Genomic DNA, 15916 nt, shown 5'->3' with positions numbered 1-15916 from the left:
CGTCACCCTCAAGCGACTTACTTGGTTTAACATCTTTAAGAAACTTTGTCAACAACTTTTTTCAAATTTTTCATTTGATATTTTGTTGCCGTGTCTCTTACTGACGAGATTTATCTTACCACCTCAGATACTTTTAAGTTAATATATTTTCCTATTTTAATGAGAATAAATTTATATTTCTGTATTTCTCTTTAGAATACTTTCTTTATCTTATATAGACACACTAGGAGTAGTGTCTTATATAAAATTTACATTCAATATACTTTTTTGTAGAATATTGTATTATTTTTAATATATATTAATAGCTTATCACCGTAAATTATTAATATTTTTCTTGTAAATAACCATTTTTCTATTAATCATTTCCATATTTTTAGCTAAATTTTTAATTCGACCCTAAAAATCTATATTTTTATTGTACTTATAAATAAAATTTTCTTACTTAAATAACAACTTAATATTTAACTAAAGCAATTGAACTATTTTAATTCTACATTTTACTTAATAAAAACAAATGCACCTATTTACTAGATGCATTTAAACTATAAGCAAACTCTTCTAAACTATATTTCACATCATCTGTAGGAATAGATTCTTTTCCTATATCCATATAACATGCTGTACAAACAGATATTATGAAAAATGCTACTAAAGAAAATACTACAGTCTTTCTTAAATACTTTATAAATAATATTCCCATTAGCAAAGATATAACTAACCATAGTATTTCTGAAGATACATCTATTTTTAAAGAATTTATAACTACCATACCTTGCATTACACAGAAAAACAATAAAACTCCTGCTAACAACAAAAATACTGTTATTATAGATGAGAATAAATAAGCTATAACAATATTAAAATAAAAATTTCCTGTAAGATCCTTTTTACTTAATATATAAGATGCTACTAATATATTTACAATTACTATTAATGTTATTCCTTTATAAGTTTCCAAAGTAAAGCTTCCAAAGAAATTTACAAGACTCTCTAAAAACATTCCTGCTGTGATATCTCCATTATAAATCCTAGCCTTTGATAACTCTTCAAATTCCATTCCAGATAGTTCACTCATGAAGTTTAAAACTACCATTCTCATTATTACCATGATTAAAACAAATAATATTATTTGTGCATTCACTTCTTTTAAATATTTTTTAGATCCTCTTCTTCCCATAAGAAATACCCCCTTTTTCTAACTTACCTAAATTATTGACAAGCTATCTTACTTTTAATCAAATAACTTTTATAAATTTAAATAAGTTATCTTAAAAAATAAAATAACTATGTTAAATTCCATAAATTCAATAATTCGTACTTAAAATCTATTAACTTAGAAAAGGTTCATCTTATAAAAATTATTTCTTCTATTTAAAACTCATACCTTTAGACTATCTTTTAAACTAGTTTTGATTTTTAGATAGAACTGTAAGACCATCTTAATGATCAGTTAGTATTAGTATTGCATCTCCTAATAGCTAGTAACTCTAAGATTTCAGCTTATCCAAGCTGTCATCAAGAGTTTCTACGCTTTAGATAAATTCGACTAAAATTCAGAGTTCTCATTATCTCTCTCTGAATTAAGTCTCATTTTATATACGTAAGAATAATAGCGTTAAGAAGCCTTTTCTGTTTGAGCGAAGGTAAAAGTAGATGATAGCAATACTTTGCGAAATTAAGTTAGGTCTGAAGGACTAACTAAAAATCAACATTTGCTTAAAAAAGATCCTAAAATAAAAAGAGTGTATTAAGATGAATTTAAATTCACCTTAATACACCTTGTATAAAATAAATTAATATGAGGTAGCTATTTAATATGCTGTTATATTAATAACAGTTTAATTACCTTTCTGTTCTAATAGTTAGCGATTCTTTACTTGAAATCTCTGCATTAGAATACTTTGCAGCAACTTTAAAGTTATAGATTGTATGTCTATTTAACCTTTTGAATGTATATTCAGTTTCATCTGCTGAAATTTCATCAACAATCTTACCATCTTTGTATAAAACATATCCTTCTAATCCATAAGTGTTTTCTGGTTCATCCCAACTTACGGTTACATGTTTCTTATCCTTCTCCACAACTTTGAAGTTCCTAATTGGTGAAACAACTATCTCCTCTTCACTTTGTGGATTTCCAACCTTTATCTTAATCTTATTTGAAGAAACCTTAGTTCCATCAAGAGTTACATCAACAACTAATTCACTTATTCCTTCTTTTAATCCTGTCATAGTATTATTTTCTATAATTAATACTTCTGGATTTGAAATATTATATTGTACTTTGGCCTCTTCTAAGTTTACTTTAGCTCCATTATTCATTAAAGCATTAACATTAAACTCAACGGCTTGACCAATCTCCAATTTGTTTAAACTTGTATTTAGATTTACATACTCTAAATTAGGATTTTCTATACTATTATCTATTTCCTTAATATATAAGTTATCTAATAATAATTCACTATAAACTTTGCCATTCTTCACTATAGAGATATAATAATCATCCTTATCTCCAGTAGCAAACTGAACACTCTTGTCTTTAGTTACAGTGAATACATCCTTGCTATAATCTGAGCCAGTAGCCTCTAAATTTATTGTTGCTACAGGTTCTTTTGAAGATTTAGACATTATATTAACAGAATAATTTGGGCCAGCATTAGCTAATGAATACAAGAATCCTAATTCATAAGTCTTATTAGGTTCTAAATTAAGTGTTCCACTATCAGTTACAAGTATTGTTCCTGTCTCTTCTTCCTTTTGATTTGATTTTAATGATAATCTTCCATCAAGAACCCAGTTCATTCTTTGCTTAGCATCAATAGATATATCTTTTTCTGCTAAATGAGTTCTATTTGAATTTCCTCTACCCGGAGCTAAGAACAATGGGTTAATTCCTTCATCTACATTTTCAAAATCTTCATATAAAACATATCCATCTTTATTAGTATGTCCTGGATTTTCCCATAACCTGAAATCATCAATATAAACTAAAGAGCCTTCTTCACCTTCTCCTACATTCAATTTAAGAGTTGCTGAATCCACTCCCTCTGGAACTTTAAATTCAACTTCTAATCTAGTAAAATTATCATTTCTAAATTTAACAGCCTGTCCTGATCTTTCAAAAGAATCTTTATTTACATAATTAGAATACTCTTCTTCTCCACTATTAACGCTTAAAGTTACCATTCTATTTTGATTATTTTTTACCCAAACAGATGCAGAATAAGTTTTTCCTGCCTCTAACCCTTCTAATTCTTGAGATATTGACACTTCTTTACTTCCTATTTCAACAATATCATTACCTGCTCTTCTCTCATGAGTTTCATTTATTATATTCACATGTTCAGTAGAACCCTCTTCTGACTCAACATTCCATTTATCAAAAGTTTGAGAATCAAATCCTGGATCTTTTATACCTGAACCCTCTCCCCAATCATCAATTCTTTCTTCTTCAACTTTTTCTTTTACAACTATATAAGGAGTATCTTGATCTACTTTTAAATTAACCTCTCCATTAACTATTGGAACTTCCTTAACAAAAGTTTTTCCTAAATCAGATAGTTCATATAGATATAATTTCTCTAAAGAAGACCATGACTCCGGTAATGTCCAAGTTGAACTTGTCCCTAATGGATTCCAATGATAAATCTTTTCGTCTTCCTCAACTGGATTCCATGGTAAGAATAACTGAGTATCACCAACCCCTCTTTCATCAATTGAAGACTCTGGAGTTGTAGCGACTAATCTACCACCTCTATAATAATTTATATTTGCACCTTCTCTAATAGCTTTTAATCCATTATCAAAGTTAATCTCATTTTCACTCATATCCATTATATTAAAGTGTTGCATATACTTAGTAGGTAATATCTGATTATAAAATACTTCCTCTGCATATTTACCCTCTATATTATGTCTATCACCCCAACCGCCAGATAACATATGCTTATTACCTTTTAATAATGGATCCGCTAAAAATGTATCTTGAGTTCCATTTTTCATAAATCTCATTATTTTACTTGCATTACCTTTGTTTGGATATGCAGGGTCTCCCCCCCAATGAGTCCAAACAGATTGTTGCTCTAATGGTCCATTCATTTCAGTTGCAAGAGTATAATCTAAATCATTTATCTTTCCTGCAAGTTCATGAGCATTCCATCCGTTACCCGTATAAACGTCAACATATACCCAACCTAGGTCTGGAGCATCTGCTTTTAGCATGTCTAATCTTCTAAATAATTCTCCAGTTGTTATATCTGCTCTTTGGTCAACATAATATGATTTATCCATCCATCCCCAACCTGGAGCATTTTCATTAACTATTTCAGCTGGATATTCAAAAGCATCCATCATATATTCAGTAGCATTTATGTGAACTCCTATTTCAGCACCATACTTTTTACCTTCTTCTATAAGAGTATTGAAATCCTCAATACCACCTTGTCTCATACCAATATGTCCACCGTAATCTGGATGTGAATCATCATGTCCTTCTGCTTGATATCCCTTATGAAGAACCAATTGACCAAAACCATCGGTCATATTGCTTACTTTTTTAACCATATCTAAAGATCTTAAAAATGGATTTTGAGTATATCCAATATTCATTGCTATATAGGAAAGTTGATTCTTTATTTTATCTCCCCCCTTAGCAATGTCCATATTCTTTCTATATAAAATAGCTGCATCTTGCCAATCAATGGATGAATCTTCATTTTCATCTCTAGCAATCATAACTTCAGCCCATGGTAATTCTTCTTCTACTGCTAACACATTTCCATCTAAATCTTTAGCATTCCAATCTAATACTTCCCTATATGTCCATGCACCACTACTAATACCTGTTTGTACATATCCAGCTCTGCTTGAAGTTGAAAAACTAACCCTATTTCCGCCTTCAATAACGTTATTATTAACTGTTATTGCAAAGTCATCATTTGAAATGAATCCATAAGTCTTACCAGCTATTCCTGGCTTCATCTCATCTACTGAAGTAAACTCTTCAATTATATTGTTCCAATCTCCAGTAGTTAACACTGAGGCAGCTTGTCCATTTTCAACATTTTTGACGGAAGCTAAATTATGATTTGGGAAATTTATTTTTTGAACTTTAAAGTCTCCCTCTTCTCTTATTTCCTTAAATTCCATTCTAACCTTGTTATCTTCTGCTATCATGTCTAGCACTAAAGTAATCTTTATTTCTGGAATTCTTATATTATAAGTTACCTTATCTCTACTAAATGAACTTCTTATTTCTGGAACATATTTATCTCCATTTATCTCTACTATATAAAGCTGTTCATCTTCTCCAGCTAAAATTTTTCCATCATCTTTCCACTCATACTGAAGTATTCTTGGATAATTGGCATCTAAAGTAACCCTCATCTTATCAGATTCTATAGTCTCAAATTTTTCATCAACAATAGGAGGTGTTGGAGGTGTTAATTCATTTACTTTAACATTATCTAAAGTTACAGTTTTATTACCATACCATCCTGTTAATCCTATTTTTCCAGCCTCTTGTGGTAAACTTGCAATTGTTTGACTTCCCTGCAATTCATTATTTACCCATAAAGAAACATTATTATCCTCAACCTTTACTTTTAATTTATATGTTTTATTTGCTTCTAATTTAAATGAACTTGGGAAACTTCCATATTGTTTAGCTCCAGTCTTCCAAATCCAAGCACCTGCATCATAACATATAGACCCCCATTCTGATGGTGATTTATACCTAAACATTAATCCAATTCTTCCATCATTATTACTAGTTGTAAACTCTGTTTCATAAATAAAGTTTTTAACCTCTGGTGCAGCTTCATCATAAGCTAAAGAAACACCATTCATTCCAACTTGAACCTTACCATCAACATAGTTAACTACTCCGCCACCACTTACAATTTGCCAATTTCCTTGTGTCTCTTGTGTGTTAAAATTAGTTTCATAGGAGATAGCTTCTCCTCTTACTGTTACATAAGCCTTTGCCTTAATATCAGTTCCTTCAACAGTACCTTCAACAATAAACTCACCTGGATTTTGATATTGCTCTTTATTTATTCCATCCCAAATAACATTGGCATTACCTGCTGCTCCATTAGTGTATTTAACTCTAACCTTAGAAGTTAATTCAGGTTTTAGCCTTGGAAAAGTTTCAACATGAATATCTTCAATACTTTCAACTATATATTCAGGTTTCTCCATATCACCTAATGAGCCAACAGGTCCATATTTTATATAGTCTATGGAACTTGTTTTATTACTAAACCAACTTCTATAGCCTATATGTCCAGCTTTAACTGGTATTGTATTATTTGTCGCATTATAATACTCTTCTCCATTAATATTTATAGTTAAGTGATTTCCTACAAAGGTTACCTTTAAAGTTACCCAATCGCCTGCTTGAATCTCTGGTCCATCAAATAATTCATAACCACCATTTTTATGTATTGTCCATTTAGTTTCCTTATCATAAGCAACACCAGCATGTCCATTTTCATCTGCTCTAAATAAAAGCCCAAATTGACCTGGTATCTCATCAGCATTTATTTGGAATCTTGCTTCAAGTTCTCCATCTTCTAAAACAGGAGATTCATTTTCATAAAATCTATAATCACCATTATTATTTACTCTTAAAAATCCATCAGAAACCTCTGGCGTTCCATTTCCACTTATACCAGTCCATGTTATTCCTTCAGGTCTATCATATTGCTGATCATAAATCTCCGCACTCTTTTCTATCCCCTCATTTTGAATGTCCTCAATCTTAGTCTTATTAGCATCCTTTTTAACCTCATCGGCCAATGCCATAGTAGGTAATTGTCCAATAGCTAAAACCGTAGCTATAATTAAAGCAATCTTCCTATTCATATATATTTCCCCCTCACAAAATCCACTCTAAAACCTTTACATAAATATTGTATTGTTTTATCAACCAATAAGACATATATTATTTCTACTTAATCATGTATTTATTTTACATTTATTGAATTTAATCTCAAAATATAGCCACATTTAACTATTTGTTAACCTTTTATTAAAAAAATAAAGCAAAGTTTTCAAAATGTTTGTGGTTACATATAAGGCTTTTACGATATAATACGGTATAATTTGATGAAATTAGAATAAAATTCTCGAAAAATATATTAAAGATAGGTGATTAAATGAACAAACTTAAAATAGTATCTTTGTTTATGAGTAGCTTTTTAATATTTAGTGCTGTTTCAGCACCATTAGTGGCTAAAGCTAATCCCGAAGTTAATAAATTGCAGGAAGAGAAAAGACAGATTACAGAAGAAAAAGAAGTTCAAAAGGGAAAGCTAGATCAAATTAAAGATAGTATAGATTCTAAACAAGCTGAAGTTAATTCAGCTCAAGCTAAAGTTGATGAATATGAAAATAAAATAGAAAGTTTAAATAATGAGATATCTTCAACTGACTCTGAAATAAACAAAGTAGAAAAATCAATTGAAGAAAACACTAAGGAAATTGAAAAAGCTAAAAAAGAACAAGAATTAAAAAAAGAAATTCTTGGAGAAAGACTTAGAAATGTTTATAAGTCTGACTTAAGTGATAGATTTTTATACATAATTCTTGAATCTAAAAGCTTTGGAGAATTAATGTCTAACATAGCTAATATAAGAACTCTTGTTAAAACAGATAACAAGCTTATTGATGAAATTGAAGCTCTACAAAAGGAGCTTGAAAGTAGACAAGCTGAACTTGAAAGTTCAAAATCAACACTAGATAGTAAGAAGGATGAACTTCTTTCTAAAGAAGAAAGCCTAAAGGAAGTTAAGGCTGAACATGAAAATACACTAAATAGTTATAAATCTCAATTAAGTGAGTTAGAAAATCTAGAAGATGAAAAGAATGCCGAATTAAAGGCTCTAGCTGAAAAAGAAGACGAAATAGAAAAAGAAATACAGTCTTATTTCACACCTGCTCCAGCTGCTGATAATGATAATTCTTCATCAGGGGGTTCAAGTACTATAATAGAAGGATCTTCAGGTGGATTTATAAGACCAGTATCTTCTTCATCAATAACAAGCTCATATGGTCCAAGAGTACACCCTGTTACTGGACAATACAAAGTTCACACTGGTGTAGACTTTGCAGCCTCAACTGGAACACCATTTGTTGCCGCAAAAGATGGTGTAGTAACAGCTGCTGAATATCATCCGGCTTATGGAAACATGGTTATTATAGATCATGGTGGTGGAGTTAGTACACTTTATGCTCATGCATCTCAGTTAAAAGTTTCTGCTGGACAAAGAGTAAAACAAGGACAAGTTGTATCTCTAGTTGGGTCTACAGGATATAGTACTGGTCCTCATGCTCACTTTGAAATTAGAATTAATGGACAACATGTAAATCCAATGAATTATATCTAAAACAAAAAGGATAGTCATAGGACTATCCTTTTTTAACTTCTCCAAAACTTATTATAAATATATCTTTTCAACTTATTAATCTGTATTTGAATTTTTATTCTACTATTTCTCTTAGATACTCAATAAATCCATCCTTTAACTCTGGTTTTCTTAAGGCATATTCAACTGTCGCTTTCAAAAAACCAAGCTTATCTCCTACATCATATCTTTTTCCCTTAAAGTTATAAGCGTATATGGCCTCATACTCTAATAGCTTTAAAAGAGCATCTGTAAGTTGTATCTCTCCACCCTTTCCAGGTTTTGTTTCATCAAGTATTTCAAATATTTTTGGAGTTAATATATATCTTCCTAAAATGGCTATATTTGAAGGCGCTTTATCTATATCTGGTTTTTCAACCAAATCAGTTACTTTATATACATCTCCTTCAATATGGATTCCATTAACTATTCCATACTTATTAACATCCTTTTCAGGAACCGCTTGCACGCCTAATATACTTGTATGATATTCGTTATAACAATCAATTAACTGTTTTAAACAAGGATACTCATCATTATAAACAACATCATCTCCTAGGAGAACAGCAAAAGGTTCATCTCCAACAAAAGTTCTAGCACAATTTATAGCATGTCCTAATCCCCTTGGCTCTTTCTGTCTTATATAATGTATATCAACCATATCAGTAATATCTTTAACTAAATCTAACAGTTCACTTTTCCCTGCTTTTTCAAGTTCATATTCAAGTTCAACTGATTTATCAAAGTGATCTTCTATACACTTTTTATTTCTTCCAGTTACTATTAATATCTCTTCTATTCCTGACTCTACAGCTTCCTCAATTATATATTGAATTGTTGGTTTATCTACTATTGGTAGCATCTCTTTAGGCTGTGCTTTAGTAGCTGGTAAAAATCTTGTTCCTAGCCCAGCTGCAGGAATAATTGCCTTTTTTATTGTTTCTCTTCTCATTTCATCCTCCTATAATACTCCATATTTTTCAAATAATACAATTAAAAATAAATATATTTCCTATTATACACTTCTTTTTTTAATTGATAAAATATCCATAATAAAATTTTTTTATATTATTTTTCCTTTAATACTTGATTTTAACAATGACATAAAATATAATGAAAGCGTTAACATAATAAGAACTAATTTAATTATTTATACATACTTAAGAAACAATTGAAAGGAAGATCTTATGAAAAACTCAAAAATCACTTCGATTATATTATCAGCAATAATAGGTATTGGTGTTGGAACTGGTGGAACTCTAGTCTATGAAAATCACCAGACAGCAAAGGAAGTAGCTCAAATAGAACAAATTACTGGAACCAATGCAACAAAGCAACTTGTTCAAGGAAATGTTTTAGCCACTTTATGGCAACAAAATTCAGGTGAGGTAAAAGCTTTAAGATATGAAGCATATAACTCTGGAAAAAGATATATTGATGAATTAGTAAAAGAACCTGCTGCTAAACCATATGCAGTTACTTTAGATATCGATGAAACAATAATCGATAACTCTCCTCATGCAGGATATGAAATAAAAAACAATGAACTATATTCTAAAGAAAACTTTGGTGAATGGGTTCAAATGGCTGATGCCGCTGCAATAGATGGAGCTAAAGACTTTACTGATTATGCCAAAAGTAAAGGCCTTGAAGTTTTCTATGTGTCTAATAGAAGTGAAGAAAAAGAGCTTGATGCTACAATAAAAAACATGGAAAAACTAGGCTTTGTAAATGCTGATAAAGATCATGTGCTTTTAAAAACAGATACAAATAGCAAAGATGCTAGATGGGATAAAATTAAAGAAAATTATAATCTTGCAATTTATTGTGGAGATAACTTAGGTGATTTCCCTAATGGATATGATAATAAATCAAATGAAGAAAGAAGAGAAATTGTAGATAAAGAAGCTCAATTCTTCGGAACAAAGTATATTGTACTTCCAAACCCAACTTATGGTGACTTTGAAAACGCAGTTTATGGATATGACTTTAAGAAATCTCCTGAACAAAAACAACAAGATAGATTAAATAGCATTAAATCATTTAAATAAAATTTCACTAATCATTTATAATATGTAGTTTTAAACCTTTAAGTTACATAATTTACAAATAACAAAAGAAAATCTATACTACTCTAAAGTGGAATAGATTTTCTTTTTATAATCATTATATATAATATAAAATCTAAATATCAACTTCTTTAAAATTAATTGCAGTGTCCATAGTCTAAGAAAATTATCCTTAAACATTAGAGTTAATAAGTATTATCTTGGTTTATTGCCTTTAAGATTAATATTCTATTTTCTTTCTTTATATTCTTTTAATCTTGCACTTTGTTCTTCAACTATAATTCTGTCTATTATATTGCTTAGCTTAAGAACTTCTTGAGTACAGCCATATTTTTGATATAAACCTGCTAATAAATCCTTTAACTCCTTTGTAAACATATTATCATACTCTCCCTTTTTTATTTTAATATCATCCCCCAATTAAAACTCTCCAATTTCTTTGATTATAGAAATCTCAATAAACCATAATAAATAATTAAAGTTACTTATGTTAAGAATCCATAATTAAACTGAATTTGTAATTTATTATTACTGTATGTAATAAATTATCATTAATTATATTTTAAAATCATTTAATAAATTAGTAAATAACATTCAAATTACAAAATTCGACCATGTTTATTTATCAATTTAGTATTACTTTTTATAATATTTATTCTTTTATAACAGTAACTTATTAATAAAATATTAAATTAACCTAATTCTATTTATTTATATTATCTATTTTTATAATTTTCATCCATATTTTATTTTTAATAAAATATTTAAATTAAAAATAAAACACTATAATGTAAGTAAATTACATTTTTATTTTAAATTAAATCTATTATTTTTATAATTATTAAACTTCGTATAAAAGTTTAATAATTATTTTTTAAATAATTTTGATAAATTAAGATTTTTCCTACTTAAATACTGTTATATAAGTAAAAACAACTCAATATTATACTTTAAATGAGAAAAGATGCTTAAATATATAAAGCATCTCATCTAGATTTCATATCTTAACTTGCATAAATTTAAAATTAAAAACTATTTTCTAAACTTATAATTAATAAACTCCTTTTAATATATTTTTATGTTCTAAGGTAGTTTATTTCCTGCTGCTCTATAAAGTTCGTACCATTCTTCTCTACTTAATACTACCTCTGAAGCTTTACATATAGCTTTAATTCTATCCTTATTAGTAGTTCCAACAATAGGTTGCATCTTAGCTGGATGTCTTAATATCCAAGCAATAGCAATAGCTTCTTTGGTAACATTATATTTTTTTGCAAATTCATCTATTTTATCATTAAGCTCCTTAAACTTAGGATTATTTAAGAATACACCTTCAAAGAATCCATATTGGAAAGGAGACCATGGTTGTATTGTTATATCATTTAAACGACAAAACTCTAATACACTTCCATCCCTATCTATTGAAGGAGCTATTTCCATGTTAACATTCAACCCTGAATCTATCATTCCAGTGTTAGTTAAGCTAAGTTGAAGTTGATTAGCTATTATCTTATCTTTTAAAAACTTATTAAGTAATTGTATTTGCATGGGGTTTTGATTACTAACTCCAAATTTTTTAACCTTACCACTATTACTTAAAATTTCAAAAGCTTCAGCAACCTCCTCAGGTTTCATCAATGTATCCGGTCTGTGTAAAAGCAAAATATCTAAATAGTCAGTTTTTAGTCTTTTTAAGATACCATCTACAGAATTTAATATATGCTCTTTAGAAAAATCAAAAAATCCAGGTCTTATTCCACACTTACTTTGAATTATAATTTTTTCTCTAATGCTTGGATTCATATCAATTGCATCTGCAAAAACTTCTTCTGATTTTCCTTGTCCATATATATCTGCATGATCAAAAAGGGTTATCCCCTCATCTAATGCAGTATTTATAAGTAAATTAGCCTCTTTCTTAGACATATCAGCAATTCTCATACATCCTAAAGAAATTTCAGAAGCTATTATCCCACTATTCCCTATGTTTATATTCTTCATAAAAAAACTCCTCCTAATACCAAATCTTTTTAAAGTCTATGTCTTAAACCAATGTTGATTTTTAGATAGAACTGTAATGCCATCTTAATGAGCAGTTAGTCTAAAGTTGATGATAGCAATACTTTATGTCTAAAAATCAACATTTACATAAAACATTTTCTCTACTTAACCTTTCTTTACTTAAGTAAAGGTTTAACTCTATTATACAAAAAAATATGAATTTATTATGTTAATTTTAATGCAAACTATGAAAATTTTTAATGCCAAATTATTTAAAAATCTAATATTTAAATCTATTTATAATTTAAAGTCATTAAAAAGGAGCAGCTTATTTAAGTAGTTAATATTAACAACCTTTAAGCCACTCCATTAAAGAATTTAAATCATTCTTTTAGTTAAAAACAGTCCTTCTGTACCTATTTAAAAATCAGTCTATTTTATATTTTCTCCATTTGTTTTTATAACATCTTTATACCAATAGAAGCTATCCTTCTTATATCTATTTAAAGTTCCATTATCAGTCTCATCTCTATCAATATATACAAAACCATATCTCTTTTGATATCCATTTAACCAACTTAAAAGATCTGTAAATGACCATGTACAATATCCTATTAAGTCTACCCCATCACTTATAGCTTCTCTACATGCTTTTACATGAGCTTGTAAATAATCAATTCTATATTGGTCATGTATTTCATCACCATTTTCTAAAGTATCAAAAGCACCTAATCCATTTTCAGTAATAAGTATAGGTAAATTATATCTATCTGTTATTCTTCTTAACCCTATTCTTAATCCTTCTGGATCTATAGTCCAATCCCAATCTGTCGCTTCTAAATACTTATTTTTAACAGTTTTATATACTCCTGGAATCCCACTATCTTGTGTAGTTCCTTTCTTACCACTGTTATTAAATGTTCCTTCACCAACTCCACCTTCTAGTGGATTTTCTTCATAAGTTGTTGTTTGATAGTAGTTAACTCCCATGAAGTCAGGTCTACCCTTCTTTAATAGTTCAATATCACCATCTTCTATAGTAGGTGCTAATCCTTCACTAGCTAAGTATTTCCATGCTCTAATAGGATATTCTCCATTACAATAGACTTCTAACCACCAATCATTATTTAAAAGTTCTGCATTTTCACCAGCTAATATATCTTCTGGTTTTGGTGAATTATAATATGAAGGTGAATAAGCAAAACTAGGTCCTATCATACCTTTTAAGTTAAGCTTTCTAAATGAATCTATTACCTTAGCATTAGCTAAATTAGCTATATGGTTGGCTTCATACATTCTCTTTAAGTCTTTAACTCCTGGAGGGTGAAGAGCTATAGCATATCCTAATTTTATAAATATGTTTTGTTCATTCAGTGTAACCCAATACTTTACTCTATCTCCAAAAGCCTTAAATAAAGTAACTGCATAGTTATTGAAGTCTTCAATTATCTCCCTAGATTCCCATCCATTGTACTCATCCATAAGAGCTTGAGGTAAATCCCAATGGTATAAAGTCACTATTGGTTCTATATCATTTTTAATTAACTCATCTATTAAGTTCCCGTAGAATTCTAATCCTTTTTGGTTTACCTCACCTTTTCCCTTTGGATATATTCTTGGCCAACTTACAGAAAATCTATATGCTTTTAAGCCCATCTCTTTCATTAAGGCTACATCTTCTTTATATCTATCGTAATGGTCAACTGCAACATCACCGTTAGTTCCTTTAAAAGTCGTTCCAGGTATTTTAGTGTAAATATCCCAAACTGAAGGCCCTTTCCCATCTTTATCCCAAGCACCTTCTACTTGATAAGCTGCTGATGCAGATCCCCATAAAAAATTCTCATTAAATTTATCAAGGTTTAAATACTTCATAAAAACACTCCCTTCATCTCTTAAGGAAATCATAACATAAAGAAAATTCAAAATGTTTAATATAAAAATAAGTGTTACAAGTAACATAAGAAAGTTACTTGTAACACTTTTAAAACACCTTGTTACTTCTGCAGTTTCTAGCCAACCTTTCAATTATATAAACTGTTGGAATATGTGATGTTACATCATTATACTCAAGAGAACTTCCCGCTTCATAATAATATCTTTCCTGGCTTATGTAATAATTTATTGTATAATCAGTTAACTTAGCTAAGGTATTACTTCTCTTATTTGTTATGCTTAAGGTCTCTACCCCTAATGACTTAAGCTTTTCAACCATTCCTATTATTGAAGAATTTTCTCCAGAAACAGATAAAATTATAGCCATGCTATTATTTAATGACTTTGTATTTATAGGATAAAAAGGATCATCAATATATATTGAGAACTTACCAAAATAAGACATATATTTAGCTGCATAAGATGCCATAGCTCCTGAGCTTCCTATTCCAATAAATAATATGGTGTCTTTATTTTTAATTACTTCCTTTAATTCATCAACTTGTTCATTTATACTTTCCATATTCTTAGAAAACTCATCAAAATAATCTATTTTTTCAAAGGCAGTAGAAACTTTTTCTTCTTTTAAATTGCTTTTAAGAAAAGATTTGAATTCACTAAAGCCACTAAAATTATTTTTCTTACAGAATCTTAATATAGTGGCTGTAGAAACATGAACTTCATCTGCCAACTCCCTTATTGTCATATAAACTACCTTTTCTTTATTTTCTAATATATACTTATAAACATCTAATTCTAAATCGTTTAAATCTGATATGTTAATATTAAATATTTTTCTCACCTCTAAGCACATTGTATAGTTTTAATCCACATTATAATTATAAACTAAACATATTATATGAGCCATTTTCTCTTTTGATTGTAAATAATTTAATTATCTTTATAAATCATAACTTCATTTACTAAAATATTATCAAAATACAAGTAATCTTCAAAAGTTAATTTATTAGGATAACTAAGAACAACAGAATTTATATCTTCTGATATACTCTTATATGCTGGATGCTTATGCAAGTATATATTCCTCTTAAATCCAAGTTCCTCATAAGATATAATTCTCATAATAGTTTCATCATCAACAACTTTATCTAACTCTATTATAGTTGGTCTATTATCTTCACAAAGCTTTGAAAGAATTTCACATTCATATCCTGAACACTTTAATTCCTTATCCCAACCTAAATGTTCCACATATCGAAAGTTATCTAAATCCCAATAAAAAATCATACCAATAACTCTCTTTTTTAGTATAGCTGCCAAACACTTAAAATCTTTGTTTTTCATAGCTTCCTCTTGCATCTTTAAGCTTCTTTGTTTATAAATTGGAAAGCTATTTTTATAGATTTTCCAAACATCGCCCCAATAATAATCATCTACACTTTCAACAATTCTAAAACGCATATTCCCTTCCCCCAAAAAAATTCCTATAATAAACATTGTACCATATAATGTAATATTTTACATATATATCATCAATTTTCA

Annotated in this window: 10 protein-coding genes; 2 read left to right on the top strand and 8 right to left on the bottom strand. The window is 29.0% G+C overall.

The window, feature by feature from the left end:
* Positions 1-520 precede the first annotated feature (520 nt).
* Together OIF33_RS16225 and OIF33_RS16220 are read right to left on the bottom strand one after the other, a co-directional pair.
* Entirely contained in the window at positions 521-1177 is a 657-nt protein-coding gene (locus OIF33_RS16225; protein ID WP_322505281.1) for a hypothetical protein, read from the bottom strand.
* A gap of 665 nt (positions 1178-1842) precedes the next feature.
* The gene (locus OIF33_RS16220; protein WP_322505280.1) at positions 1843-6867 is read right to left on the bottom strand and encodes an endo-alpha-N-acetylgalactosaminidase family protein; all 5025 of its coding nucleotides are present in this window, start codon (positions 6865-6867) and stop codon (positions 1843-1845) included.
* Positions 6868-7160: 293 nt separating this feature from the next.
* Between OIF33_RS16220 and OIF33_RS16215 the strand changes: the two genes are divergently transcribed.
* Positions 7161-8390, top strand: coding sequence for a murein hydrolase activator EnvC family protein (locus OIF33_RS16215; RefSeq protein WP_322505279.1), 1230 nt, complete (start codon positions 7161-7163; stop codon positions 8388-8390).
* Positions 8391-8484: 94 nt separating this feature from the next.
* Here OIF33_RS16215 and galU read toward each other — a convergent pair whose 3' ends face one another.
* Positions 8485-9360, bottom strand: coding sequence for a UTP--glucose-1-phosphate uridylyltransferase GalU (gene galU, locus OIF33_RS16210; RefSeq protein ID WP_322505278.1), 876 nt, complete (start codon positions 9358-9360; stop codon positions 8485-8487).
* Positions 9361-9595: 235 nt separating this feature from the next.
* Here galU and OIF33_RS16205 point away from each other — a divergent pair, with 235 nt between their 5' ends.
* Positions 9596-10459 carry a 5'-nucleotidase, lipoprotein e(P4) family gene (locus tag OIF33_RS16205; protein WP_322505277.1) on the top strand — a complete coding sequence of 288 codons (864 nt, stop codon included), beginning with the start codon at positions 9596-9598 and terminating at the stop codon, positions 10457-10459.
* A 246-nt stretch (positions 10460-10705) separates the two neighbouring features.
* Here OIF33_RS16205 and OIF33_RS16200 read toward each other — a convergent pair whose 3' ends face one another.
* From OIF33_RS16200 to OIF33_RS16180, 5 genes are all read right to left on the bottom strand, one after another.
* The gene (locus OIF33_RS16200) at positions 10706-10897 is read right to left on the bottom strand and encodes a hypothetical protein (protein WP_322505276.1); all 192 of its coding nucleotides are present in this window, start codon (positions 10895-10897) and stop codon (positions 10706-10708) included.
* Between the two features lie 663 nt (positions 10898-11560).
* Entirely contained in the window at positions 11561-12478 is a 918-nt protein-coding gene (locus tag OIF33_RS16195; RefSeq protein WP_322505275.1) for an aldo/keto reductase, read from the bottom strand.
* 432 nt (positions 12479-12910) lie between these two features.
* Positions 12911-14353, bottom strand: coding sequence for a glycoside hydrolase family 1 protein (locus tag OIF33_RS16190; protein WP_322505274.1), 1443 nt, complete (start codon positions 14351-14353; stop codon positions 12911-12913).
* A gap of 109 nt (positions 14354-14462) precedes the next feature.
* Positions 14463-15215: a MurR/RpiR family transcriptional regulator gene (locus OIF33_RS16185; RefSeq protein WP_322505273.1), complete on the bottom strand. Its 753-nt coding sequence runs from the start codon at positions 15213-15215 to the stop codon at positions 14463-14465.
* A gap of 89 nt (positions 15216-15304) precedes the next feature.
* A complete protein-coding gene (locus OIF33_RS16180; RefSeq protein WP_322505272.1) occupies positions 15305-15835 on the bottom strand; it encodes a hypothetical protein in 531 nt (176 codons plus the stop codon).
* Positions 15836-15916: the final 81 nt, after the last annotated feature.

Origin of the sequence: Clostridium sp. LIBA-8841 (genome assembly GCF_034439435.1) — a bacterium.
In the GTDB taxonomy this organism is placed as follows: Bacteria; Bacillota; Clostridia; order Clostridiales; family Clostridiaceae; genus Sarcina.
This window is presented reverse-complemented; position numbering and strand designations above follow the sequence as displayed.